The organism is Bradyrhizobium sp. 141, assembly GCF_023074055.1.
Taxonomy (GTDB): Bacteria; Pseudomonadota; Alphaproteobacteria; order Rhizobiales; family Xanthobacteraceae; genus Bradyrhizobium.
In genome coordinates this window covers 14,922-39,674 of the sequence record NZ_JADPKR010000097.1, presented here as the reverse complement: position 1 = coordinate 39,674, position 24,753 = coordinate 14,922, and the positions used below count along the sequence as shown (strand labels likewise).

The following is a 24,753-nucleotide window of genomic DNA, read 5'->3' as shown; positions in this document are numbered from 1 at the left end:
CGCGGACGAAGTCCGCGACGGATGAGGGGTCTGCATCTGCGGATACGACCGGCAGTTTGACGCGCGGAGAGATACCCCTCACCCGGATCGCTCGCGCGATCCGCCCTCTCCCACAAGGGGAGAGGTGCACCGTCCAAGCCGCAGCAAACTCACCCGACTTCGCCATCATCAGTGCCCGAGGTAGACTTCAACGACCTTCGGGTCGTTCTTGACCTTCTCCATGGTCCCCTCGGAGAGGATCTGACCCTGGTGAAGCACAGTGACCTTGTGGGCGATGTCCTCGACGAACTTCATGTCGTGCTCGATCACCAGCACCGAGCGGTTCTTGATGATGCGGTTGAGGAGCTCGGCGGTCTTGGCGCGCTCGGAGACGCTCATGCCGGCGACGGGCTCGTCGAGCATCAGGAGGTCCGGGTCCTGGATCAGCAGCATGCCGATCTCGAGCCATTGCTTCTGGCCATGGCTGAGCTCGTCGGCATAGGTGTTGAGCTTGTCCTTGAGGAAGATCATCTCTGCGACCTCCGCGACCCGCTCCTTCACGAGCTGGTCGCGCTGAAAGGTCAGCGAGCCGAACACGGTGCGACCGCGCGGAAACGAGATCTCGAGATTTTCAAAGACGGTGAGGTCCTCGAACACCGACGGTGTCTGGAATTTGCGTCCGACGCCGGTTTGCACGATCTCGTTCTCCTTCATCTTCGTGAGCTCCTTGCCACGAAACTGAATCGAGCCCGAGGTCGCCTTTGTCTTGCCGCAGATCAGGTCGAGCACCGTGGTCTTTCCGGCACCGTTGGGACCGATGATGACGCGGATCTCATTCTCCTCGACGTAAAAGGAGAGATCATTGACCGCCTTGAACCCGTCGAACGAGACCGTCAGTCCGGAGACAGCGAGCAGGAATTCCTTGGGCTGATGACCGACGAGCATGATCTATCTCCTCACTGTCAGCGTGGCATTGGCATCGTGATGACCGACGAGCATGACCTATCTCCTCACTCTGCCGGCGCGCCGTCGGCGACCGAGTTGTCTTTCCAGTCCGGTTTCGACTTGCGCGAGGCAAACAGCCGATCGATGCGCGGCTGCACGTAGTCCGCCCAGAGTCCGGACAGGCCGTTCGGGAAAGCGAGCACGACCGCAATGAACAGCGCGCCGAGACCGAACAGCCAGAGTTGTGGGAAGGATTCCGACAGGCTGGTCTTGGCGAAATTCACCAGGATGGCGCCCCATATCGCGCCGAAGATCGACATCCGTCCGCCGACCGCGGTGTAGATCACCATCTCGATCGACGGCACGATGCCGACAAAGGACGGCGACATGAAACCAACGTTGAGCGCGAACATGGCGCCGCCGATCGCGGCGAAAACCGCGGCCATGCAGAAGGCAAAAATCTTGAAGTTGGCGACGCTGTAGCCGGAGAAGCGGACGCGGTCCTCCTGTTCGCGCATTGCCACCAGGATGCGGCCGAGCTTGGTCAAGCGGATGAATTGCGCGATGCCGATGCAGGCGAACAGCAGCACCACCTCGACGAAATACAGGATCACCTTGGCGTGGTCGGGCCGGATGTCCCAACCCCTCAGCGTGCGCAGGTCGGTCATGCCGTTGATGCCGCCGGTATAGCCCTGTTGACCGACGATCAGGATGGTGAGGATGGCGGCGACAGCCTGGGTGATGATCGCGAAATAGGTTCCGCCGACACGGCGCTTGAACATCGCGGTGCCGATGATCAGGGCGAAGACGCCCGGGACCAGGATGATGGCGAGGATCGTGAATGTGAGGCTGTGAAACGGCTGCCAGAACAGCGGCAGCGACGTAATCTGATTCCAGTCCATGAAATCGGGAATACCGGGCGTCGATTGGATCTTGGTGTTCTCGACGCTGGACGCCTCGAGCTTGAGGAACATCGCCATGCAATAGCCGCCGAGGCCGAAGAACACGCCCTGCCCGAGGCTCAGGATGCCGCCATAGCCCCAGCACAGCACGAGGCCGAGCGCGACAAAAGCGTAGGTCAAATATTTCGCGACCAGATTGAGGCGGAACACATCCAGCGACAATGGCAGGATCACGAACAGCACGGCGGCCAGGGCAATGAAGCCCATGAGTTCGGATCGATTGAAGAAGCGTGAGTTGATCATGTCTTGCCTGCTTCTCGCTATTTGCGGACCTTGAGGGCGAAAAGACCCTGCGGCCGCAGCATCAGGATGCCGACAACGGCGAGCAGCGTGAGCACCTTGGCCATCGAGCCCGACATGAAGAATTCGAGCGTCGATTGCGTCTGCGAGATCGAGAAGGCCGAGGCGATGGTGCCGAGCAGGCTCGCGGCGCCGCCGAACACGACCACCAGGAACGTATCGACGATGTAGAGCTGTCCCGACGTCGGCCCGGTCGAGCCGATCATGGTGAAGGCACTGCCGGCGATGCCGGCGATGCCGCAACCGAGGCCGAAGGTGTAACGGTCGACCTTTTCGGTGTTGATGCCGACCGCGCCGGCCATGATGCGGTTCTGCACGACCGCGCGCACCTGGCGGCCCCAACGCGATTTGTACATCACGTAGGCGACCGAGATGGTGATCAGGACGGTGAGACACATCACGAAGACGCCGTTGATCGGCACTTCGATACTCTCAGTGACGTGCAGCGAGCCCAGCATCCATTGCGGCAGCTCGACCCCGACCTCGCGCGCGCCGAACACGGAGCGATAAGCCTGCTGCAGCATCAGGCTGAGACCCCAGGTGGCGAGCAGCGTGTCGAGCGGGCGCTTGTAGAGATGGCGTATCAGCGCCCATTCCACCAGCATTCCCAGCGCGCCGGATGCGACAAAGGCCAGGATCATCGCGAGGAAAAAGTAGCCGCTGAACAGGCCCGGCAGGTAGGCCTGGAAGAGATTTGAGGTCATCCAGGTGACGTAGGCCCCGAGGATCATGAACTCGCCATGGGCCATGTTGATGACGCCCATCTGGCCGAAGATGATGGCAAGCCCGAGCGCCATCAGGACATAGACCGAGAACAGGATCAGTCCGGCAAAACCCTGCATGACGAAAATGGAGCCGAGATCACCAAGCGAGTAGTCGCCGAACATCGATGTCCTCCGTCAGGGAAAGGGTCCCGCGTCGCGAGCAGGTTCGCGACGCGGGGTCTTGAGCGTGGATTTGCGGTCCACGCCAGGGAGCGGCTTGGTGTTGGGGAAAAGCGCGACGGATGCCGCGGCTTACTGATAACGCTTCTTACTGATAGCCCTTGGGGAACGGATCCGGCTCGACGAGATCGGCGGTCTCGTAGATCAGCTCGAACTGGCCATCGAGCTTGGCGCGTCCCACCCGGGTCTTCGACCAGAGATGGTGATTCTCGTGGATGCGCACATAGCCTTCCGGCGCCCCCTTGAACTCGACGCCCGGCGAGGCTGCTGCGATCTTGTCGACGTCGAAGGAGCCGGCCTTCTCGACCGTCAATTTCCACAGCCACGGCCCGAGATAGGCAGCCTGGGTGACGTCTCCGATCACCGTCTTCTCGCCCCACATCTTCTTGAACGCCGGCACGAAGGTCTTGTTGTTGGGATTGTCGAGCGTCTGGAAATACTTCATGCAGGCATAGGCGCCCGCAATGTTCTCGCCGCCGATGCCGTCGATCTCGTCTTCGGTCACCGAGATCGTCAGCAGTGCCTGCTTGGAGAGGTCGATGCCGGCGGCCTTGAGCTGCTTGTAGAACGCGACGTTCGAGCCGCCGACGACGTCGGTGAAGATGACGTCGGGCTTGGTCAGCTTGATCTTGTTGATGACCGAATTGAACTGGGTGTTGCCGAGCGGATAATATTCCTCGCCGACGACCTTGCCTTTCAGCACATTCTCGACGTGCTTGCGCGCGATCTTGTTCGAGGTACGCGGCCAGATGTAGTCGGAGCCGATGAAGAAGAAGGTCTTGGCGCCCTTCTCCTTGGCGATCCAGTTCAGGCCGGCGAGGATCTGCTGGGTCGCTTCCTGACCGGTGTAGATCACGTTCTTGGACTGCTCGAGGCCTTCGTAGAAGGTCGGGTAGTAGAGCATGCCGTTATACTGCTCCATGACCGGCAACACGGCCTTGCGCGAGGCCGAGGTCCAGCAGCCCATGATCGCCGCGACCTTGTCGTTGACCAGCAGCTTCTTGGCCTTTTCAGCGAAGGTCGGCCAGTCGCTGGCGCCGTCTTCCTGAATGAACTTGATCTTGCGTCCGAGCACGCCGCCCATGGCGTTGATCTGCTCGATGGCGAGCTTTTCGGCTTCGATCGAGCCGGTCTCGGAGATGGCCATGGTGCCGGTGGCGGAATGCAGGATGCCGACGGTGACCTCGGTGTCGGTGACCGCAAGACCCGTGGTGTTGACCGCCGAGGTCGCCGGGGCCTGCGCAAAAGATGCCCGTGGCAGCATCGTGATGGCCGGTATGGCGGCCATTCCCATCAATAATTTGCGCCGGAGCGGCGACAACAGGCCCTTGTTTTCTTCGTCCGACATGAGCACCCCACTTTTGTTCGAGAACACGCAATTGGCGCTGTGAGGATGGCTCGAATTTGTGCAGCGTAAGCATACGCAAGATCGCGTATACTGCACCGCAAAATGCCGACGTAGGCTTTTGGTACGGAATTTGCGAGGGCTCGAGGACCGTATCAGGAGTGGGGTAAAGAGTGGCAGGGCGGCAGCGAATAGACCGCGTCAGGCGCCAGTATAACCAATGGGTTGCCAACCAGACGCTGGAGGACTACGCGCTGCGCTTCACGGCGAAGAGCGCGCGTCGCTGGTCCGCCGCCCGGGTCGCCAACACGGCGTTGGGCGCGATCTCGTTCCTGGCGATGGAGGCGATCGGCGGCACCATCACCCTGAACTATGGCGTCACCAACGCGACCGCCGCCATCCTGGTGGTCTCGACCATCATCTTCTGCTGTGGCGTGCCGATCGCCTATTATGCCGCCAAATGCGGCATCGACATCGACCTGCTGACGCGGGGCGCCGGCTTTGGCTACATCGGCTCGACGGTCACCTCGCTGATCTACGCGTCCTTCACCTTCATCTTCTTTGCGATCGAAGCCGTGATTCTCGCTTCCGCGCTCGAGATGTGCTTCGGGATTCCGCGGCCGATCGGCTATCTCATCAGCGCCGTCGTCATCATCCCGTTGGTGGCCTACGGCATCACGCTGATCAGCCGCTTCCAATTGTGGACGCAGCCCCTCTGGATCGTGCTCCACATCATTCCGTTCGCGGCGATCGCCTGGCACAACCCGCATTCCTTCACGGAGTGGCGCAAGTTCTCAGGCGAGCACGGCGATCTCAACGGACATTTCGACCTGTTACTGTTCGGAGTTGCGGCCTCGGTAGTGTTTTCGCTGGTGGCGCAGATCGGCGAGCAGGTCGACTTCCTGCGATTTCTGCCGCGTGACCGCCGGGCGTCCGGCGCCTCCTGGTGGTTGGCGCTGATGAGCGCCGGACCAGGCTGGATCGTGCTCGGCGCCCTGAAACTCCTGGCCGGCTCGTTCCTCGCCTTCTTCGCGCTCAGCCACGGGGTGCCGCCCGAGGAGGCCGCCGAGCCCGCGCATATGTATCTCGAGGCGTTCCGCTATGTGCTATCGCAGCCTGACCTCGCGCTGGCGTTGACCGGCACGTTCGTGATCCTGTCGCAGGTGAAAATCAACGTCACCAACGCCTATGCCGGCTCGATCGCCTGGTCGAACTTCTTCTCACGCTTGACCCACAGCCATCCCGGCCGCGTCGTCTGGCTGGTCTTCAACGTCATCGTGGCGCTGCTGTTGATGGAGATCGGCGTCTACAAGGCCCTGGAGCAGACGCTGGCGCTCTATTCGAACGTCGCGATCGCCTGGGTCGGCGCGCTGGTCGCTGATCTCATCGTCAACAAGCCGCTTGGATTGCGGCCACAGCAGATCGAGTTCAAACGCGCGCATCTCTACGACGTCAATCCGGTCGGCGTCGGCGCGATGACAATCGCGACCATCGTCTCCATCAGCGCCTTTTACGGCCTGTTCGGACCTACCGCGAAGGCGCTGTCGGCCTTCATCGCGCTCGCGGTCGCCTTCCTCACCGCACCGTTGATCGCCTGGGCCACAGACGGCAAGTACTACATCGCGCGCAAGCCGAAGCGAAGCTGGCAGAACATGGAGGCGATCCAGTGCTGCATCTGCGAGCACTCGTTCGAGCCGGAGGACATGGCGTCCTGCCCCGCTTACGCCGGGCCGATTTGCTCCTTGTGCTGTTCGCTCGACGCCCGCTGCCACGATCTCTGCAAGCCGCACGCGCGGATCCAGGCGCAGGTGTCGGAGACGCTGGGCAAACTGATGCCGCAGCCGATCTATGCACGGATCAACTCGCAACTCGGCCACTATGTCGGCGTGTTCGTGGTCTCCGCCGGCCTCGTCGCGCTGGTGCTGGGCCTGATCTATCTGCAGACCTCAGCGAGCGTGCATGGCGAGAACATGCTGGTCTCCGACGTGCTCTGGAAGGTGTTCTTCTCGCTCAGCATCATCATCGGCGTGGTGGCCTGGCTGTTCGTGCTGGCGCAACAGAGCCGCCGCGCGGCCGAAGCCGAGACGCGGCGACAGACCACGCTGCTGATCCAGGAGATCGACGCTCACAAGCGCACCGACGCCGAGCTCCAGCGTGCCAAGGAGGTCGCCGAATCCGCGAACCTCGCCAAGAGCCGCTACGTGGTGGGCCTGAGCCACGAGCTGCGCTCGCCGCTGAATGCGATCAGCGGCTATGCGCAACTGCTCGAGCAGGACGCGACACTGAGCACCAAGCCGCGCGACCAGGTCCGCGTCGTCCGCCGCAGCGCCGATCACCTCTCCGGCCTGATCGACGGCATTCTGGATATCTCCAAGATCGAGGCGGGGCGGCTGTATCTGTCGCGCGATGAGGTGCGCCTCAGCGAATTCCTCGACCAGCTCGTCGGCATGTTCCGCCTGCAGGCCGCGGCCAAGGGCATCGACTTCGTGTTCAAGCGGCCGCCACATTTGCCGGTCGTGGTCTATGCCGACGAGAAGCGGCTGCGTCAGGTGCTGATCAATTTGCTCTCGAACGCCATCAAGTTCACCCAGACCGGCAGCGTGCAGTTCGTGGTACACTATCGCAGTCCCGTTGCCGAGTTCGAGGTGATCGATACCGGTCCGGGCATCCAGAGCGACGATCTCGAGCGCATCTTCGCGCCTTTCGAGCCCGGTGCGCTCGGTGTCTCGCAGCCGCAGACCGGCACCGGGCTCGGCCTCACCATCAGCCGTCTGCTCGCCGGCGTGATGGGCGGCGATATCAAGGTCTTGAGCAAGGTCGGCTCCGGCAGCACGTTCAAGGTCAAGATCCTGCTGTCGGAGGTGACCAATCCCCAGCGCATCGCGCCCGTGGAGGCGCCGGTCTCCGGCTATCACGGCGCGCGCAAGACCATCCTCATCACCGACGACGATCCCGTTCATCGCGACCTCCTGCGTGAGGTGCTGACGCCGCTCGGCTTCATCCTGCTCAGTGCCCCCGACGGGCCCGGCTGCCTGGCGCTGGCGCAACACTGCCGGCCCGATCTGTTCCTGCTCGATATCTCGATGCCCGCCATGGACGGCTGGGCCGTCGCGGAGACCTTGCGCGCGAGCGGCCATCACCAGGCGCGCATCCTGATGGTCTCGGCGAGCGCATTGGAGGCTCACGGCACCCCGCTGGCGCAGCCTTTCCATGACGGCTATCTGATGAAGCCGATCGACATCCCGCGACTGCTGGAGACGATCCGCCAGCTCCTCAAGCTCGAGTGGCAGTACGGCTCGGACGAAGTCGCGGTGCCATTCTGGCGACCGGAGAGCGGATCGAGGCCGCCGGTGCGGCACATCGAGGCGCTGATCGGGCTCGGCCAAATCGGCTACGTCAAGGGCATTCAGTTGAAGCTGGACGAGATCGGCAATGAGCATCCGGAGCATGCCGACTTCGTCGCGCAGATGCGGTCGCTGGTCGACCGCTTCGATCTCGACCAGTACATGAACACATTGAAGACATTGCATGCGCATGAGCATTGAGTCGAAGAAGCGCGACGTCGCGCTCGTTGTAGATGACTCTCCCGAAACGCTTCGGCTGCTGACCGACGCGCTCGACGGCGCCGGCATGACGGTGATGGTGGCGCTGGACGGCGCGGCGGCGATACGCATCATCGACCAGATCACGCCCGACATCGTCCTGCTTGACGCCGTGATGCCCGGCATCGACGGCTTCGAGACCTGCCGCCGGCTCAAGCGCGATGCGGGTCTTGCCAATGTGCCCGTGATCTTCATGACGGGCCTTGCCGAAACCGAGCATATCGTTCGCGGGCTCGAAGCAGGTGGCGTCGATTACGTGACAAAACCGATCGTGATCGAGGAGATGCTGGCACGCATCCGCGTCCATCTCGGCAATGCCCGGCTGACACAGAGTGCGCGCGCAGCGCTCGACGTCTCCGGCCGCTTCCTGTTCGCGGTCAACCGCCAAGGCAACGTGCTGTGGGCGACGCCGCAGGCGCAGAAGCTGATGTCCGACCATCAGGGCGCACAGGCCGACGACTTCGTCCTGTCGCCATCATTGCTGCAATGGCTGGAACAGGCCAAGGCCAAGGGCAGCTCGAAGTCGCAAGGAGCCTCCCTGCCCGAGAATCCGCAACTGCGGCTCTATTACATGGGCGAAGCGGCGCCGAACGAGTTTCTGCTGCGGCTCTCCAGGGAGTCCGGCACCGCACTGCCCCCCGAATTCACCAGCGAACTCGGGCTCACCACCCGCGAGGGCGAGGTGTTGGCCTGGCTCAGCAAGGGCAAGACCAACCGCGACATCGCGCAAATCCTGGGTTTGAGCCCGCGCACGGTCGACAAGCATCTCGAGCAGATCTACGCCAAGCTCGGGGTGGAAAACCGGACGGCGGCCGCGGCAATTGCGACGAATGCGACGAGACGGAATTCTTAGAACTGCTGCGAATGAGTAGGATGCCGCTTCATAAAACCTGTCGTCCCGGACACGCGAAGCGCAGATCCGGGATGACACCGGAGGATGTGGCAATCACTGTCACATCCTCTTCGGCATTACGTCTCACCCGTAAACAAACGCCTTGTCATCCAGGTCCGTCTTCGGAATCTCGTCCTTCTCGGTCCAGTAGTCCTGGCTGTGCTGCCACTCCGGCTTGTCGCCGCGCTTGGGCAACAGGTCCATGTTGCGCATCATGTAGCCGGGGTTGAAGTTTTCCGGATCGATCCAGGGCAGGATCGGCATGTTGTGGTCTTCGGCACGCAAGCTCACCTCAACCTTCTTGGCGCCCTTGCTCTTCATATGTCCGAGCAGCCGGCAGACGAAATCGGCGACGAGATCGACGCGTAGCGTCCAGCTGGCGCGGAAATAGCCGAACACCCAGACCATGTTTGGAACGCCCGTGAACATCATGCCGCGGTAGGTGACGGTGTCACCAAAGGCGAGCGGCTTGCCGTCGATCTCGAAGGCGATGTCGCCGAGGGCCGCGAGGTTGAAGCCGGTCGCGGTGACGATGATATCGGCTTCCAGCAGCTTTCCGGATTTGAGCTGGATGCCGTTCTCGACGAAGCATTCGATCTCGTCGGTGACGACAGAGGCCTGACCGCTGGCGATCCCCTTGAACAGATCGGCATCGGGCACGAAGGCGATGCGCTGCCGCCACGGCCGGTATGTCGGCGTGAAGTGCGACTCGACGTCGTAGTCGGGACCGAGGACCGCGCTGATCTGGCCGATCAGCTCCTTCTTGACCTGCTCAGGCTTGGACACGCAGAGTTTGGTGAAGGCATCCTGTTCGAACAGGATCTTGCGTCGCACGATCTCGTGGATCCACTCTTCATCGACCTGGAGCCGGCGCAGCTCCTCCGCGATTTCGATGGCGTTGCGGCCGAGCCGGAAATAGGTCGGCGAGCGCTGCAACATGGTGACATGAGCGCATTTGTCGGCGATGTTCGGCACCAGCGTTGCCGCGGTCGCGCCCGAGCCGATCACGACGACCTTCTTGCCCGTGAGGTCGATATCGTCAGGCCAGGTCTGGGGATGGACGATGCGGCCCTTGAACCGGTCCATGCCCTTCCATTCCGGCGTGTAACCTTCCGAATGGCGATAATAGCCCTGGCACATCCAGAGGAAGTTTGTGGTGAACGTCCTGGGCTCGCCGGTGTCGGTTACCACCGCTTCGATGGTCCAGAGATTCTGCTCGCTCGACCAGCTCGCGGAATTGATCCTGTGCTTGTAGCGGATGTGCCTTGCGAGGTCGTTATCCTCGATGACCTCGTTCATATAGGCGAGGATCTCCTCGGCGGTCGCGATCGGCGGGCCGACCCACGGCTTGAAGCTGTAGCCGAAGGTATGGAGATCGCTGTCGGAACGAATGCCGGGATAGCGATGTGTGCTCCAGGTGCCGCCGAACGTTTCCTGCGTCTCCAGGATGACGTAGCTGGTGCCCGGCAGCTGCTTTTCGATGTGATAGGCGCTGCCGATGCCGGAGATGCCGGCGCCGACGATCAGCACGTCGAAATGTTCGGAAGCTTGCTTGGTAGCGGTGTGACCGCGAACAGCGACATTCATTGTTGCTTCTATGCCTTGCTTGCTTTTGTGGCCGCCCTTGATGGACGACGCGTTTCCTCCGCGGCCGGCATGATCACCCGACGCGCTTCCGCTTCAAAATGACATAGATCAAGCCGCGGTCAAATCACAGCGCCGCACCCCAGCTCCGCGCGGTCTGCAAGATCCAGTCGCGGTAGAGCGTGAGCGGCGTGACGCCGGTCAACCCGCCGCAACCGGCAGCGCCGTTCGGCCCCGTGGACCAACTGATGAGCCCGACCAGCACGGCACCATTCGGCTTGTCCTCAAACACAGGGCCACCGGAATCACCGGTGCAAGCGCCAATTCCGTCGCGAACACCGTTGGTTACGGGATCGACCAGCCGAATCTGGAGCGTCCCGGGCTGGCCGGTGGCGACAAGCGCAGCAACACGCGTGACGCCGCCGCTCTTGCCATCGCCGCGAACAGTGACGCCGATGCCGGCGATCGTGAAGCGGCCGCCGACCTGAATTGGAATTTGCGGCATGCCGACCGGCACTGTGGATTTTCCCTTGAGTGGAATTTCCAGTTGCAGCAGCGCCACGTCCGCGGTGGCGCGGTGTGACTGCATCGCCTGCATGTTGAAGTTCGGATGGATCGCGACCGTGCGCACGCTCATCAATTGCGGCTGGCCGTCGGTTCCGCGATCGACGATCTTGTAGTCAGCGCCGGGTTGCACGCAGTGAGCGACGGTGAGCACGAGCTTTGGCGAGATCAGGCTACCGGTGCAGAAATTGCCGCGCGAGCCGACGATGGTGACGACGGCACGCGCGACACCCTCGGCCTGCGGCGTGCCACCGCCGACGATGGCCTGCGCGGGCGTGGCGATCAGCAGAGTAGCCGTGGCGAATGTCGCGATTGTCTTCATGGGGAACATGCCTTGGCCGTCGGTTCGGTGAACGCCTGAATTTGCTTCGGACTGGCCCTTGCCGATAGCGCATGCTAGCCCTCTTGGAAAGGATTTGACGAGGGCAGGACATTGGCGATCGAGGCGGTGATCTTTGATTTTGGCGGCGTGCTGACGAGTTCGCCGTTCGAGGCCTTCGCGCGGTTCGAGACGGAGCGCGGTCTGCCCATCGACATCATACGGCGAACCAACGCCGCCAACCATTTGGAAAACGCCTGGGCCAAGTTCGAGCGAGCCGAGGTCGATATCGACACGTTCGATCATTTGTTCGCCGAAGAATCTCGTGCGCTCGGCGCCGAGGTGCGCGGGCGCGACGTGATATCGCTGCTGCAGGGCGATCTGCGCCCCGAGATAGTCGAGGCATTGAAGCGCATCAAGGCGCAATTCAAGACCGGCTGCATCACCAACAATTTGCCGGCCAATGCCATTGGCAGCATGACTGGACGCTCTCTTTATATCGCCGAAGTCATGGTGCTGTTCGATCATGTGATCGAATCCGCCAAGATCGGCCTGCGCAAGCCCGACCCGCGGATCTATCGGTTGATGGTCGAGACGCTGAAAGTCGATCCGAACAAGTGCGTCTATCTCGACGACCTCGGCGTCAACCTGAAGCCCGCGCGCGAGATGGGCATGACCACGATCAAGGTCGCCAGCGGCGCGCAGGCGATCGCGGAGCTTGAGAAGGCGACGGGGCTAAGTCTGACATAACTCGCCAATGCCGTAGGGTGGGCAAAGCGAAAGCGTGCCCACCACAAGCATATGGTGGGCACGGCGCTTCGCGCCTTTGCCCACCCTACGAGAGCTACTCCGCCGCGGCGGCACTTCTCTCCGGAAATGCTGCTGCCAGCGAAGCACGATCCGGCTTCAGCACACCGCGCTCGGTGATGAGGCCGGTCACGAGCCGTGCCGGCGTCACATCGAAGGCATAGTTCGCAACCGGCGAGCCTTCAGGGACGATGCGCACCGTCTCCAGCCGGCCATCCGCGGTGCGGCCGGTCATGTCGGTGACTTCCGTGCCGCTGCGCTGCTCGATGGGGATGTCGCGGATGCCGTCATGGACGGCAAAATCGATCGTCGGTGACGGCAGCGCGACGTAGAACGGCACGCCGTTGTCATGCGCGGCGAGCGCCTTCAGATAGGTGCCGATCTTGTTGCAGACGTCGCCATTGGCGGCGACGCGGTCGGTGCCGACGATGGCGAGATCGACCATGCCATGCTGCATCAGATGCCCGCCGGTGTTGTCGGGGATCACGGTGTGCGGCACACCGTGATGGCCGAGCTCCCAGGCGGTGAGCGAGGCGCCCTGGTTGCGCGGACGCGTCTCGTCGACCCAGACATGGACCTTGATACCGCGCTCGTGCGCAAGATAGATCGGCGCCGTTGCGGTGCCCCAGTCGACGGTCGCGAGCCAGCCGGCGTTGCAATGAGTCAGGACATTGACCGTCTCGCTTGGCTTCTTCGCAGCGATTGCCTCGATCAGCTTCAGACCGTTGCCGGCGATGCCGCGGTTGATCTCGACATCCTGCTCGACGATCTCGTCGGCGCGCGCGTAGGCTGCCTCGGCCCTTTCAACCGGATCGATCGGCGCGAGCGTCGCGCGCATCTCATCCAGCGCCCATTTCAGATTGATCGCCGTCGGCCGCGCCACCACAAGCGTATCGTAAGCGCGCTTCAGGCCGACATCGGAGGCGTCCTCGCGCATGGCGAGCGCCATGCCATAGGCGGCGGTGGCACCAATCAACGGCGCGCCGCGCACCAGCATGTCGCGAATGGCAACAGCTGCGTCTTCGCAGGAGGTCAGCTTCGCAACGACGAACTCATGCGGCAGCCGGCGCTGATCGATCGCGCCGATCGACCAGCCGTCGCCTTCGCGCCAGATGCTGCGGAAATGCTTGCCGTCGACCTTCATGGCATTCTGCCTTTCACTTCAGCCGCGCAGGATGCGTCCTGCGACCGCATCGAGCTTCTTCAATAGCTCTGGATCGCGCGCCTCGGGCGCCGTGATCAGCGCGGTGTCGAGCGCACGGTCCGAGCCGATCGGACACGGCTCGTGCTCGCGCGGGAAATCCTTCGCCAACCGCGCCACCAGCGCCTTCGCCTTGTCGGCATTTGAAGTCAGCACACGGATGATGTCCTGTACGGTGACGGCATCGTGGTCGGGATGCCAGCAGTCGAAATCCGTAACCATTGCCACGCTGGCGTAACAGATCTCCGCCTCACGCGCGAGCTTGGCCTCGGGCATGTTGGTCATGCCGATCACGGAATAGCCCAGCGTCTTGTAGGTCATGCTCTCGGCGTATGTCGAGAATTGCGGTCCTTCCATGCAGACATAGGTACCGGTACGCCCGATTGCGATGCCCTCCGCGTCGGCTGCCGCGGCCAGATGAATGCGCAGCCGCGGCGAGACCGGGTGCGCCATCGACACATGTGCGACGCAGCCCCGGCCGAAGAACGAACTCTCGCGCTTGTGGGTGCGGTCGACGAACTGATCGACAAGAACGAAAGTACCGGGCGGCAGTTCCTCCCTAAAGGAGCCGCAGGCCGACAGCGAGATCAGGTCGGTGACGCCGGCGCGCTTGAGTACGTCGATATTAGCGCGATAGTTGATGTCGGAGGGCGACAGCCGGTGGCCCTTGTCATGCCGCGGCAGGAACACGATCGGCAAGCCGGCGATGGTGCCGCGCCTTAAGGGAGCCGACGGCTCGCCCCAGGGGCTCTCGATCACCTCTTCGCGCGCACCCTCGAGGCCCGGCAGGTCATAGATGCCCGAGCCGCCGATGATGCCCAATACCGCCTGCGTCATGTCTGCTCCACCCCGTTCGCCACGTGCGACATGGTTAAGCTATGCCAGCTTTGGGGCGGATTTGGAACGGGGGTGGTGGAATGATGCCGGTGGTGTGAGGAGTGCAAAACACTCAAAACACTCACCTCACGCTCGACAGCTTGGGGGGAGCGGCGCCCTCGCTTAAGCCGCGTTCGCCAGCCGCAGCTGGGTGGCCACCATCCGCTCCAGCGTCTCGACGGATTGGAAATTCTCCGGCGTGATCTCCGCCTGTGGGATGGTGAAGTCGAACTCGGCTTCGACGCCGAGCATCAGATTGACCATGTCCATCGAGGTCAGGCCGACGTCGACGAGCTTGGTGGACGGCGTGACGTCGGCGATGAGCGAATTCTGTTCGAGGATGCCCTTCACCAGCTTGATGATGCGATTGCGCAATTCGGTATCAAAGGCTTGCATCGGCAAATTCCCGTCTGTCTGTCAAAGGTCGGACCGGCTTCCGGCTACGATGGGCACGGCCTGCCGGTCCCGCAATGGGCGGCACTCATACTTCGCGTTTCTTAGTAAACGATGACTCAGATTGTCTGGAATTCGAGCTTCTTCCAGAGTCCTAACGCCATGCTGGAAAAACGGGAGATGCAAACAACCGGACCTTAACTGTTCATCCGGAATTGGACTTTGTTTACCCTCTATTTCATCGACGAATTTGAATTAAATCCGTAGCCTCGTCTCACAAGCAAAGATGGCCGGAGGATCGCTGACGCGCATCGCGAATGATGCCGGCGGTCTCGAACGGCGAACCGGAGGCGGACGAGCATGAACGTGCGTGAAGCAGTCCTCACTGTCGACGAAACGCAGACGAGCTTCCTGGAGCAGGGTCCCTCCCTGATCGAGCGCGCCGCCCGGACCGCGGCCGCAGCGGCGGCCGACGCCGATGGGGTCGATCGCGACGCCCGCTTCCCGCACAAGGCTTTCGAGGTCGCACGCGAGCAAAAGCTGCTCGGCGTCATGATCCCGGTCGAATTCGGCGGCTTGGGTGCCTCCATCTACGAGGTCACCGACATCTGCTACACGCTCGGACGCGCCTGCGCCTCGACCGCTATGATCTACGCGATGCATCAGACCAAGGTTGCCTGCGTCGTCAGGCACGGCCATGGCATCCCCTGGATGGAAACCATGATGCGCCGGGTTGCCCGCGACCAGTGGCTGCTCGCCTCCTCCACCACCGAAGGCCAGAACGGCGGCAACATCCGCGCCAGCGCCGCGGCCGTCGACCACGCCGGCGATACCGTTTCGCTGGTGCGCGACGCCACCGTGATCTCCTACGGCGCGGAAGCCGATGGCCTCGTCACCATTGCCCGCCGCGCCACCGAGGCCGCTGCCTCTGACCAGGTGCTGCTGGCGCTCGCCAAGGACGATTATTCGCTGAAGCGGACGCTGGGCTGGGAGACGCTCGGCATGCGCGGTACCTGCTCGACCGGTTTCGAGCTGAGGGTCGATTGCCCCGCCGACCGGGTCTTCCCGGAATCCTATGACAAGATCCACGCCCAGACCATGACGCCGTTCGCACATCTGTGCTGGTCGTCGGCCTGGGCCGGCATCGCCGCCGCAGCTGTGACCCGCGCGCAGGCCTTCATCCGCAAGGCAGCGCGCAGCTCCGGCGGCCAGATGCCGCCGGCCGCGGCGCACTTCACCGCCGCCAAGATGTCGCTGGCCAAGCTGCGCGCGCTGATCGCTGCCAACATCGACGCTTTCGCCCGCGCCGAGCATGACGAGCGCGCGCTCGCCTCGCTCGACTTCCAGTCCTCGATCACGCTTCTGAAGGTGCAGGCCTCCGAGCTTGCGGTCGAGACCGTGATGCATGCGATGCGCACAGCCGGCCTCTCCGGCTACCGCAACGACGGCGAGTTCACCATGGGCCGGCACCTCCGCGACGTGTTGTCGTCCCCGATCATGATCAACAACGACCGCATTCTGGCCAATGCCGCGACATCGACGCTGATGAGCGGTGTGCCGACAAGCCTTCGCGACTGAACCAACAAAAACAATTTTCAAATAACAGGACGCCGCGCCATGAACATTGCCATCCTCCCCGACTCGCCCGCGACCGCGCCGCAGATGATCGACCCGCTCGATCATCTCGCCGACAAGCTGTTCCACCGCATGGGCGCCGACGGCGTCTATGCCCGCACCGCACTCTATGAAGGCATCGTCGAGAAGCTCGCCGCGCTAATCACGAGCCATCGCGAGACCGGCACCGAGGTGATGCGCTTCCCGCCGGTGATGAGCCGGGCTCAGCTGGAAAAATCCGGCTACCTCAAGAGCTTCCCGAACCTGCTCGGCTGCGTTTGCGGTCTGCACGGGACCGAACGCGAGATCAACGCCGCGGTGAGCCGCTTCGATGCCGGCGGCGACTGGACCACCTCGCTGTCGCCCGCCGACCTCGTGCTGTCGCCTGCCGCTTGCTATCCGGTCTATCCGATCGCGGCGAGCCGCGGACCCTTGCCGAAGGGCGGCCTGCGCTTCGACGTTGCCGCGGATTGCTTCCGCCGCGAGCCGTCGAAGCATCTCGACCGGCTGCAATCGTTCCGGATGCGCGAATATGTCTGCATCGGCAGCCCGGACGACGTCGCCGATTTCCGCGAGCGCTGGATGGTGCGCGCGCAGGCGATCGCCCGCGACCTCGGCCTGACCTTTCGCGTCGACTATGCCAGCGATCCTTTCTTCGGTCGCGTCGGCCAGATGAAAGCGGTGAGCCAAAAGCAGCAGCAGCTCAAATTCGAGCTTCTCATTCCGCTGCGCTCGGAAGAGCAGCCGACGGCCTGCATGAGCTTCAACTATCACCGCGAGCATTTCGGCACGACGTGGGGAATCCAGGATGCCAGCGGCGAGCCAGCCCACACCGGCTGCGTCGCCTTCGGCATGGACCGGCTGGCTGTCGCCATGTTCCACACCCATGGCACCGACCTTTCCGCCTGGCCCGCCAAGGTGCGAGAGGTCCTCGGCCTGCAGCCGCGCGTCACGGCCGACGCCCATGTCGAAGGCTGGCGCTAAGAGCATGATCCGGATCCGAAGGACCGCGTTAGCGCAAAGTGCGAAGCGGTTTTCGAAAAGATCATGCTGAAACAATAGACAAAACGAGGCCTGTCATTTCCACGGGTAAGACGAGCGTGATTCACACCAAGGTCCGATGCCGCGAGATCACCGAGTCCGACGCCGAAGCGGTCGCGGACTTGCTGACGCGCGGCTTCGTCGGCCGCTCGCGGAACTACTGGATCCAGGGTCTGCGCCGGCAGGCCTTCCGCTCCGTACCGGAGGGCTATCCGCGCTTCGGCTACATGCTCGATAACGACGGCACGCCGGTCGGCGTGCTGCTGCTGATCTACACGGCGCGGAAGAACGGCGACGAGACCGCCATCCAGTGCAACTTGTCGAGCTGGTATGTCGATCCGGCCTATCGCAACTATGCGCCGCTGCTGACCAAGATCGCGCAGCGGCACAAGGACGTCACTTATTTCAACATCAGTCCGGCGCCGTGGACCTGGCTGATCATCGAGACGCAGGGCTTTCGCGCCTATTGCCGTGGCATCTTCTTCTCGGTCCCTGCACTGGCGCGCGTCCCGCGCTGGAGCGAGATCGAAGTCATCTCGCCTCACGCCAAGACGATCGAGGGGCTCTCCGACGCCGAGACCGAGCTGCTGACGCGGCATGCGCGCTACAATTGCCTCAGCCTCGTCTGCCGCACGCCAAAGGGAACATTCCCCTTCGTTCTGCAACCGGTGCGCATCCGCCGCGGCTTCATCGCTCCCCCTGCGATGAAGCTGATCTATTGCCGCAGCGCCGCCGAATACGCCGCCTGTGCAGGCCGCATCGGCCGGCTGCTGCTCCGGCTCGGCAAGATCTCGGTGGCGATCGATTCGAATGGCCCGATTCCCGGCCTTGTCGGTATTTATACCGAGCGGCGCGGTCGCAAATATTTCAAGGGCCCGAATCGGCCACAGCTCGGCGATCTCACGGATACGGAACTGGTGTTGTACGGGCCGTAGAGCAGAGCTCGGCTCTGTAGCCCGCATGAGCGCAGCGACATGCGGGAACGGCCGCCCCGGATATCGCTACGCTCATCCGGGCTACGGGCTATCGCCTTGCCGGCCGTTTGCGCGCTCGCTCTCCATCGCCGGTCACCCTCCGTAAACTACTGCGCTTAAGGGAATTTTCCGGCCTCTTCGCTACGCTCTGTGGCTGAATTAGGTTGCGTTAATCTATTGCCCGCCGAGACCCGCCGACCCCATGACGTCGATCCGCGAGAATGCGCTTGATGCACGCCGCGAGCAGGGCCCGGAAGCCCTGGTCGCGCTGAGCCAGCTTGCGCTCGACCACATGGAGCAGGGCGTCTGCGTCTACGACGCCGACAACCGGATCGTGCTGATCAACCAGCGTTACCTGTCGCTGTTCGACATGTCGGCCGACATCGTGCGGGTGGGCACGAGCTACCGCGAGGTGCTCGCACACAGCGCCCGACGCGGCAACTTTCCGGAAGGCGAGCTCGACGCGCTGTATTCGGCGCGGATCGCGGAGATCGCAGGGGGAAAGCCGTTCCGGACCGAGCAACGGCTTGCGACCGGCCTCGTCATGTCGCTCGAGCTGAAGCCGCTTCCCGGTGGCGGCTGGATGACGATCTGCGACGATGTCAGCCGCCTCGCCCGACTCGAGGCGGAATTGCGCGTGCAGACCGAGCGCAGCCAGCACGCGCTCTCCAACATGTCGCACGGCCTCATCATGTACGATGCCGACAGCCGCGTCGTCGTCTGCAACGAACGTTTCCTGAACCTCTACAACCTCGACCCCGAGATCGTGAGGCCCGGGGTCTCGCATTCCACGGCGATCGAGCATTGGGTGTCGCGCGGCAATTTGCCGGGCATGCCGGCCGACGAATTCCAGAACTCCAGGTTGGAGGACGTGCGCGCCAGAAAAGCGAAATCCCTGCTGGTGATGCGTTATGACGGACGCATGGTGCAGGCGGTCTCCCGCTTCCTGCCCGACGGCGGCTGGGTGACCGTGCATGAGGACGTCACGGAGCGGCTGCAATACGAGGAAACACTGAGGCAGCAGAACTTCATCCTCGATGCGGCGCTGGAGAACATGGCGCACGGGCTCGCCTTCTACGACAGCGATATGCGCCTGCGCGTCTGCAACACCACCTATCGCAAGTTTTTCCGGCTGTCGCCGGAGGAGACGAGGCCCGGCACACATCTCTCCGAGTTGATCGAGCGGTCGATGGCGAACGGCGCTTTTGCCTCGGAATACAGCCCCCAACAGCTTCTGGAAGCCGCCAGCGACAGAATCGCGAACCGCGATTCCTCGCCGATGCGCCGGCGTATGTCCAACGGCACCATGATCTCGGTCCGCTATTGCGCACTGGCTGAGGGCGGCTTCGTCGCCACCTATGAGGATATCACCGAGCGGGAACACGCGATCGAGGAGCTGAGCGAGCAGTATCGCCGCTTCGACGCGGCGCTGAACAACATGAGCCAGGGCTTGTGCATGCTCGATTCGAGCCTGCGCGTCATCGTGTGCAATCGCCGCTACATCGAGATGTACGGCTTGTCGCCTGATATCGTGAAGCCCGGCGTCTCGATGCGCGAGATCATGGAGCACAGCTGCGAGCTCGGTATCCATCAGAACACCACGGCCGCGCGACTCTATGCCGATTACGTCGAGCGGCTGCGTGAGGGCGAGCATACGCTGCACCGCCATTTGAGCGACGGCCGCATCATCAAGCTCAATCACAAGCGGATGGAGCATGGCGGCTGGGTCGTCACCTACGAGGACGTCACCGAGCGCCACAAGGCCCAGGCGCGCGTCGCGCATATGGCGCGGCACGATTCGCTCACCGACCTGCCGAACCGCACGCTGTTCCGCGAGAAGATGGGCGAGGGGCTGAACCAGGTCGCGATCGCCGGCGGCGCGATGGCGGTGCTGTGCTTCGACCTCGACAATTTCAAGACCGTGAACGACCGACTCGGCCATGCCGCCGGCGACCGGCTGCTGCGCTGGGTCGCAGCGCGCCTGAAGGAGAATGTCGGCGAGCACGACACTGTCGCACGGCTGGGCGGTGACGAATTCGCAGTGCTCCAGCGCGGACCGCAGCCGCAATCGGCCGAGAAGCTCGCCCGGCGCCTGGTCGAAATCATCGGCCACCCGCCACCGTTGGAAAGCCAGTCGATCCATGTCGGCGTCTCCGTCGGCATCGCGATCGCGCCCGATCACGGGCTCGATGCCGACGAGCTGATGAAATGCGCCGACCTCGCGCTGTACCAGGCCAAGGCCAAGGGGCGCGGCGCCTATCAGCTGTTCGAACCCGAGATGGAGGAAGAGGCGCGCAGCCGGCACGTGCTGGAGCGCGATCTACGCGGCGCGCTGGAGGCGCGCGAATTCCACCTGGTGTTCCAGCCGCAGATGCGGCTCGATTCGTCCGAGCTCACCGGGTTCGAGGCGCTGCTGCGCTGGAAACATCCCTCCCGCGGCTTCGTCTCGCCAGCCGAGTTCATCCCGATCGCGGAAGAGAACGGGCTGATCGTTCCGATCGGCGAATGGGTGCTGCGCAGCGCCTGTGCGACCGCCGCGTCCTGGCCCGATGTCAGCGTCGCGGTGAACCTGTCACCGGTGCAGTTCCGCTCGCGAGGGCTGGTGGCGATGGTCACGAGCGCACTTGCGGAGGCCGGCCTGCCGCCGCAGCGGCTCGAGCTCGAGGTCACCGAGACCGCGCTGCTCGACGACAGCGAGGCAACGATCGAAATCCTGCACCAGCTCCGTGCGCTGGGAGTACGCGTCAGCCTCGACGATTTCGGCGTCGGCTATTCCTCGCTGAGCTATTTGCGCAAATTTCCGTTCGACCGCATCAAGATCGACCGCTCCTTCGTCGGCACGCTCGGCGAAAGCCCGGAGAGCGTGGCCATCGTCCGCACCATCGCAAGCCTCGGTTCCGTGCTCGGCGTCGAGACGACGGCGGAGGGTGTGGAGACGGAGGAGCAACTCGACTTCGTCCGCGAATGCGGCTGCACCGCCGTGCAAGGCTATTACTTCGGCAAGCCGTGCCCCGCATCGGAGGTCGGCCGCACCATCGAGACGCTGAACACGGTCCGGCGCGTGGCGTAGCGCGCTTCGGCTCACTTAAATTCCGTATCTCGGCACGCCTTCAAACGACCAATTGTCGCACGCATCGTTTCCGGCGGAATTGGCATCTCGCCCCCTGCCCTGCAGACGCGCAATGGCGCTTTTCTTCTCTTGTGATTTCGGGAACAATCGCCTCACAAGAACGAGAAACGGCGGTCCCAAGAGGCCGCCGCGAGGGAGGAAATTTGATGTCGCGATACCGGCTGAAGACGATCGCATTTGCCGCGATGCATGCTGTCATGGGCGTATTGCTCCCGACTGCCGCCAGTGCGCAGGACTATCCCACCAAACCCATCACGCTGATCGTGCCATGGCCGGCCGGTGGTTCGACCGACATCTCGATGCGCGCGATCGCCGACAGCGCATCGAAAGTGCTGGGGCAGCCGATCGTGATCGACAACAAGGCCGGCGGAGGCGGCACGGTGGGACCAGCGACCATGGCAGCGGCGGCTAAGCCGGACGGCTATACCATTTCACAGATTCCGATCACGGTCTTCCGTCTGCCCTTGATGCAGGAAGTGTCATGGGATCCGGCGAAGGATTTTACCTACATCGTCCATCTCACCGGCTACACGTTCGGTGTCACGACCAACTCGGAATCCCAGTTCAAGAGCTGGAAGGACGTGGTGGAGTTCGCGAAAGCGAATCCCGGCAAGGTGACCTACGCCACGCCCGGCGCCGGCACCTCGCTCCATATCGGCATGGAGCAGATCGCGGGGATGGCCGGCATCAAGCTGACGCAGGTACCGTTCAAGGGCGGCGCAGAGACCAATGCCGCCGTGCTCGGTCAGCACACCATGCTTCAGGCGGACTCCACGGGGTGGCGGCCGCTGGTCGACGCCGGCAAGCTACGGCTGTTAATGGTGTGGACCGGTACCCGCTCGCCGAACTATCCCGATGTGCCGACGCTGAAGGAACTGGGCTATCCGATGGTCTATGATTCTCCCTTCGGCATTGCCGGACCGAAGGGTTTGGATCCCAAGATCGTCGCCAAGCTGCACGATGCCTTCAAGAAGGCGCTCGACGACCCCGCGGTGATCGCGACGCTGGCCAAATTCGACATGGTGCCGAACTACAAGAATACCGAGGACTACAAGAAGTTCGTCGTCGAGGTCACGGAGTCCGAACGCAAGGTGATCGACAGCCTCGGGCTGGCGAAGAAGTAGAGTTATCCCGCCACACACGATGGCGTCATCCTGAGGTGCGAGCCGCGCTTGCGGCTCGCCTCGAAGGATGGATCGGGGCACCGCCGCCCTTCGAGGGCTACGCTGCGCTTCGCCACCTCAGGACGACGGTGATCCGAGAGCATTCCAGATGAACGATCAAACCAACGTCAAACTCCGTCTCAGCAATTCCGAACTCTGGGGCGGAGTGATCGGGCTCGCGCTCGGCGGCTTCGTGATCTGGTCCGGCCTGAAGCTCAAGCTCGGCACCATCAACGATCCCGGCTCCGGCTATGTGCTGTTCTACACGGGCATTCTGATGTGCGTGTTCGCAGGCTCCATCATCGTCTCGGCGATCACCGAAGGCGGGCCCACGCTGGCCTCGCGCTGGGAAAATGTGCGCTGGAGCAAGCCGCTCCTGCTGATTGCCTGTCTCGTGGCCTTCTCCGTCGCACTGGAGCCACTCGGCTTCCTGCTGTCGTCGATCCCGTTGATGCTGCTGCTGTTGCGGTTGATCGATCCCGTCCGCTGGACGCTGGCGATTCCGGTCGCCGTGCTGGTGCCCATGGGCATGTGGTGGGTGCTCAAGCGGCTGCTGTTGATTCAGTTGCCCTCGGGCCTGTTCGGGATCGGTTGATCGCATGGATACGCTTGTCAATGTCGCGCATGGATTCGGCGTCGCGCTGCTGCCGATCAACCTGCTCTACTGCTTCATCGGCGTCTTCATCGGCACGTTGGTCGGCGTGCTGCCGGGGATCGGGCCGATCTCGGCGATGTCGCTGCTGCTGCCCGTGACGCTGTCGGGCACGCCGGAATCCGGCATCATCATGATGGCCGGCATCTATTACGGCTCGATGTATGGCGGCTCGACCACCTCGATCCTGGTCAACATCCCCGGCGAGGCGGCCTCCGTCGTCACCTGCATCGACGGCCACCAGATGGCGAAGCAGGGCCGCGCAGGGCCCGCGCTCGGCATCTCCGCCTTCGGCTCCTTCATCGCCGGCACGTTTGCACTGATCGCCTTGATGCTGGTCGCGCCGAAGCTTGCCAGCGTCGCCATCGCGTTCGGCCCGGCCGAATATTTCAGCCTGATGGTGCTCGGCCTCGTGGTGCTCACCTTCCTGACGCAGGGATCGATGCCGAAGGCGCTGCTGATGGCGTGCATCGGCGTCGTGCTCGGACTGATCGGGCTCGACAGCATCACCGCGCAGCCGCGGCTGACTTTCGGACGTATGGAGCTGATCGACGGCATTGGCCTCGTGCCGGTCGTGATGGGCCTGTTCGGCGTTGCCGAGGTGCTGCTCAACACCGAGCAGGCCATCAAGCGCGACATCATCAACACGAAGATCACTCATCTCCTGCCCAGTAAAGAGGACTTGAAGGCGAGCGCGGGCCCGGTCGGCCGCGGCACGATCCTGGGCTTCTTCCTGGGCATCCTGCCGGGCGGCGGCGCGGTGGTGGCGTCTTTCGCGTCCTACGCGCTTGAGAAACGGCTGTCGAAAACACCGGAGCGTTTCGGCCATGGCGCGATCGAAGGCGTCGCGGGGCCGGAATCGGCGAACAACGCCGCGGCGGGCGGCGCCTTCATTCCGCTGATGACGCTCGGCATTCCTCCGAATGTGGTGATGGCACTGCTGCTCGGTGCATTCGTCATTCACGGCCTGCAGCCGGGACCGCTGCTGATCACGCAGAACCCCGGCCTGTTCTGGGGCATCGTTGCCAGCATGTATATCGGCAACGTCATGCTGCTGGTCCTGAACCTGCCGATGATCGGCATGTGGGTGCAGCTGCTCAAGCTGCCCTACAACATCCTGTTCCCCCTGATCATCCTGTTCACGATCCTGGGCGTCTACTGCTCCAGCAACAACGTGTTCGACGTCTATGTGATGATCGCGTTCGGGATCATCGGCTATTTCATGCGCAAGCTCGGCTATGAGCCGGCGCCGCTGGTGCTGGCCTTCGTGCTGGGGCCGATGATGGAGAACAATCTGCGCAAGTCGCTGATCCTGTCGCAGGGCGATCTCTGGACTTTCGTGCAGCGGCCGATCTCGGCGGTGTGTCTCGCATTCGCAATGGTGCTGCTGATCGCGCCGCTATTGCCCGCGCTGCGCAAGAAGCGCGAGCTGGTGGCGCTGGATGAGGGGGCGTGAGAGGGTCTCG

At 63.0% G+C, this 24,753-nt stretch carries 19 protein-coding genes; 10 read left to right on the top strand and 9 right to left on the bottom strand.

Translation table 11 applies throughout. The features are described from left to right. Positions 1–168: 168 nt before the first annotated feature. The 4 genes from urtD to urtA all read right to left on the bottom strand — a co-directional run bounded on the left by urtD (position 169) and on the right by urtA (position 4,478). Entirely contained in the window at positions 169–924 is a 756-nt protein-coding gene (gene urtD, locus IVA81_RS29320; protein WP_247324414.1) for an urea ABC transporter ATP-binding protein UrtD, read from the bottom strand. A 65-nt stretch (positions 925–989) separates the two neighbouring features. Next, positions 990–2,129 (bottom strand): urea ABC transporter permease subunit UrtC, encoded by a 1,140-nt coding sequence (gene urtC, locus IVA81_RS29315; RefSeq protein ID WP_247324413.1) that lies wholly within the window; start codon positions 2,127–2,129, stop codon positions 990–992. Positions 2,130–2,146: 17 nt separating this feature from the next. Next, positions 2,147–3,073, bottom strand: a complete 927-nt coding sequence (gene urtB / locus IVA81_RS29310; RefSeq protein WP_247324412.1) for an urea ABC transporter permease subunit UrtB — start codon at positions 3,071–3,073, stop codon at positions 2,147–2,149. 145 nt (positions 3,074–3,218) lie between these two features. After that, positions 3,219–4,478, bottom strand: coding sequence for an urea ABC transporter substrate-binding protein (gene urtA / locus IVA81_RS29305; protein WP_247324411.1), 1,260 nt, complete (start codon positions 4,476–4,478; stop codon positions 3,219–3,221). Positions 4,479–4,648: 170 nt separating this feature from the next. Between urtA and IVA81_RS29300 the strand changes: the two genes are divergently transcribed. Further along, the gene (locus IVA81_RS29300; protein WP_247324410.1) at positions 4,649–8,020 is read left to right on the top strand and encodes an ATP-binding protein; all 3,372 of its coding nucleotides are present in this window, start codon (positions 4,649–4,651) and stop codon (positions 8,018–8,020) included. Beyond that, positions 8,004–8,930, top strand: coding sequence for a response regulator (locus tag IVA81_RS29295; protein ID WP_247324408.1), 927 nt, complete (start codon positions 8,004–8,006; stop codon positions 8,928–8,930). The genes IVA81_RS29300 and IVA81_RS29295 overlap by 17 nt, the downstream gene beginning before the upstream one ends. Positions 8,931–9,053: 123 nt before the next feature. Here IVA81_RS29295 and IVA81_RS29290 read toward each other — a convergent pair whose 3' ends face one another. Both IVA81_RS29290 and IVA81_RS29285 read right to left on the bottom strand, forming a co-directional pair. Then, positions 9,054–10,556: an NAD(P)/FAD-dependent oxidoreductase gene (locus tag IVA81_RS29290; RefSeq protein WP_247324406.1), complete on the bottom strand. Its 1,503-nt coding sequence runs from the start codon at positions 10,554–10,556 to the stop codon at positions 9,054–9,056. A gap of 124 nt (positions 10,557–10,680) precedes the next feature. Next, complete coding sequence (locus IVA81_RS29285) at positions 10,681–11,439, bottom strand: trypsin-like serine protease (RefSeq protein WP_247324405.1); 759 nt, start codon at positions 11,437–11,439, stop codon at positions 10,681–10,683. Between the two features lie 111 nt (positions 11,440–11,550). On the opposite strand from IVA81_RS29285, the gene IVA81_RS29280 reads away from it, so the two are divergent. Continuing rightward, positions 11,551–12,186 (top strand): HAD-IA family hydrolase, encoded by a 636-nt coding sequence (locus IVA81_RS29280; protein WP_247324404.1) that lies wholly within the window; start codon positions 11,551–11,553, stop codon positions 12,184–12,186. 94 nt (positions 12,187–12,280) lie between these two features. Here the strand turns inward: IVA81_RS29280 and mtnA are convergent, their stop codons facing one another. From mtnA to IVA81_RS29265, 3 genes are all read right to left on the bottom strand, one after another. Then, positions 12,281–13,387, bottom strand: coding sequence for an S-methyl-5-thioribose-1-phosphate isomerase (gene mtnA / locus IVA81_RS29275; RefSeq protein WP_247324401.1), 1,107 nt, complete (start codon positions 13,385–13,387; stop codon positions 12,281–12,283). An 18-nt stretch (positions 13,388–13,405) separates the two neighbouring features. Beyond that, positions 13,406–14,281, bottom strand: coding sequence for an S-methyl-5'-thioadenosine phosphorylase (locus IVA81_RS29270; protein ID WP_247324400.1), 876 nt, complete (start codon positions 14,279–14,281; stop codon positions 13,406–13,408). Between the two features lie 162 nt (positions 14,282–14,443). Continuing rightward, positions 14,444–14,716, bottom strand: coding sequence for a phosphopantetheine-binding protein (locus IVA81_RS29265; RefSeq protein WP_247324398.1), 273 nt, complete (start codon positions 14,714–14,716; stop codon positions 14,444–14,446). A gap of 357 nt (positions 14,717–15,073) precedes the next feature. On the opposite strand from IVA81_RS29265, the gene IVA81_RS29260 reads away from it, so the two are divergent. From IVA81_RS29260 to IVA81_RS29230, 7 genes are all read left to right on the top strand, one after another. Further along, the gene (locus tag IVA81_RS29260; RefSeq protein ID WP_247324397.1) at positions 15,074–16,291 is read left to right on the top strand and encodes an acyl-CoA dehydrogenase family protein; all 1,218 of its coding nucleotides are present in this window, start codon (positions 15,074–15,076) and stop codon (positions 16,289–16,291) included. 39 nt (positions 16,292–16,330) lie between these two features. Beyond that, positions 16,331–17,311: an amino acid--[acyl-carrier-protein] ligase gene (locus IVA81_RS29255; protein WP_247324395.1), complete on the top strand. Its 981-nt coding sequence runs from the start codon at positions 16,331–16,333 to the stop codon at positions 17,309–17,311. 116 nt (positions 17,312–17,427) lie between these two features. Then, the gene (locus IVA81_RS29250; RefSeq protein WP_247324394.1) at positions 17,428–18,303 is read left to right on the top strand and encodes an acyl-CoA acyltransferase; all 876 of its coding nucleotides are present in this window, start codon (positions 17,428–17,430) and stop codon (positions 18,301–18,303) included. 241 nt (positions 18,304–18,544) lie between these two features. Further along, a complete protein-coding gene (locus tag IVA81_RS29245; protein WP_247324393.1) occupies positions 18,545–21,412 on the top strand; it encodes a PAS-domain containing protein in 2,868 nt (955 codons plus the stop codon). 206 nt (positions 21,413–21,618) lie between these two features. Next, a complete protein-coding gene (locus IVA81_RS29240; RefSeq protein WP_247324391.1) occupies positions 21,619–22,596 on the top strand; it encodes a tripartite tricarboxylate transporter substrate binding protein in 978 nt (325 codons plus the stop codon). A gap of 148 nt (positions 22,597–22,744) precedes the next feature. Next, complete coding sequence (locus IVA81_RS29235; RefSeq protein WP_247324390.1) at positions 22,745–23,230, top strand: tripartite tricarboxylate transporter TctB family protein; 486 nt, start codon at positions 22,745–22,747, stop codon at positions 23,228–23,230. A 4-nt stretch (positions 23,231–23,234) separates the two neighbouring features. Beyond that, a complete protein-coding gene (locus tag IVA81_RS29230; protein ID WP_247324389.1) occupies positions 23,235–24,743 on the top strand; it encodes a tripartite tricarboxylate transporter permease in 1,509 nt (502 codons plus the stop codon). Positions 24,744–24,753 lie beyond the last annotated feature (10 nt).

Excerpts from the sequence above, each read along its gene's own strand:
- urtD (WP_247324414.1), bottom strand. The coding sequence starts at position 924 with ATGCTCGTCGGTCATCAGCCCAAGGAATTCCTGCTCGCTGTCTCCGGA.
- urtC (WP_247324413.1), bottom strand. The coding sequence starts at position 2,129 with ATGATCAACTCACGCTTCTTCAATCGATCCGAACTCATGGGCTTCATT.
- urtB (WP_247324412.1), bottom strand. The coding sequence starts at position 3,073 with ATGTTCGGCGACTACTCGCTTGGTGATCTCGGCTCCATTTTCGTCATG.
- urtA (WP_247324411.1), bottom strand. The coding sequence starts at position 4,478 with ATGTCGGACGAAGAAAACAAGGGCCTGTTGTCGCCGCTCCGGCGCAAA.
- IVA81_RS29295 (WP_247324408.1), top strand. The coding sequence starts at position 8,004 with ATGCGCATGAGCATTGAGTCGAAGAAGCGCGACGTCGCGCTCGTTGTA.
- IVA81_RS29290 (WP_247324406.1), bottom strand. The coding sequence starts at position 10,556 with ATGAATGTCGCTGTTCGCGGTCACACCGCTACCAAGCAAGCTTCCGAA.
- IVA81_RS29285 (WP_247324405.1), bottom strand. The coding sequence starts at position 11,439 with ATGAAGACAATCGCGACATTCGCCACGGCTACTCTGCTGATCGCCACG.
- mtnA (WP_247324401.1), bottom strand. The coding sequence starts at position 13,387 with ATGAAGGTCGACGGCAAGCATTTCCGCAGCATCTGGCGCGAAGGCGAC.
- IVA81_RS29270 (WP_247324400.1), bottom strand. The coding sequence starts at position 14,281 with ATGACGCAGGCGGTATTGGGCATCATCGGCGGCTCGGGCATCTATGAC.
- IVA81_RS29265 (WP_247324398.1), bottom strand. The coding sequence starts at position 14,716 with ATGCAAGCCTTTGATACCGAATTGCGCAATCGCATCATCAAGCTGGTG.
- IVA81_RS29260 (WP_247324397.1), top strand. The coding sequence starts at position 15,074 with ATGAACGTGCGTGAAGCAGTCCTCACTGTCGACGAAACGCAGACGAGC.
- IVA81_RS29255 (WP_247324395.1), top strand. The coding sequence starts at position 16,331 with ATGAACATTGCCATCCTCCCCGACTCGCCCGCGACCGCGCCGCAGATG.
- IVA81_RS29245 (WP_247324393.1), top strand. The coding sequence starts at position 18,545 with ATGACGTCGATCCGCGAGAATGCGCTTGATGCACGCCGCGAGCAGGGC.
- IVA81_RS29240 (WP_247324391.1), top strand. The coding sequence starts at position 21,619 with ATGTCGCGATACCGGCTGAAGACGATCGCATTTGCCGCGATGCATGCT.
- IVA81_RS29235 (WP_247324390.1), top strand. The coding sequence starts at position 22,745 with ATGAACGATCAAACCAACGTCAAACTCCGTCTCAGCAATTCCGAACTC.
- IVA81_RS29230 (WP_247324389.1), top strand. The coding sequence starts at position 23,235 with ATGGATACGCTTGTCAATGTCGCGCATGGATTCGGCGTCGCGCTGCTG.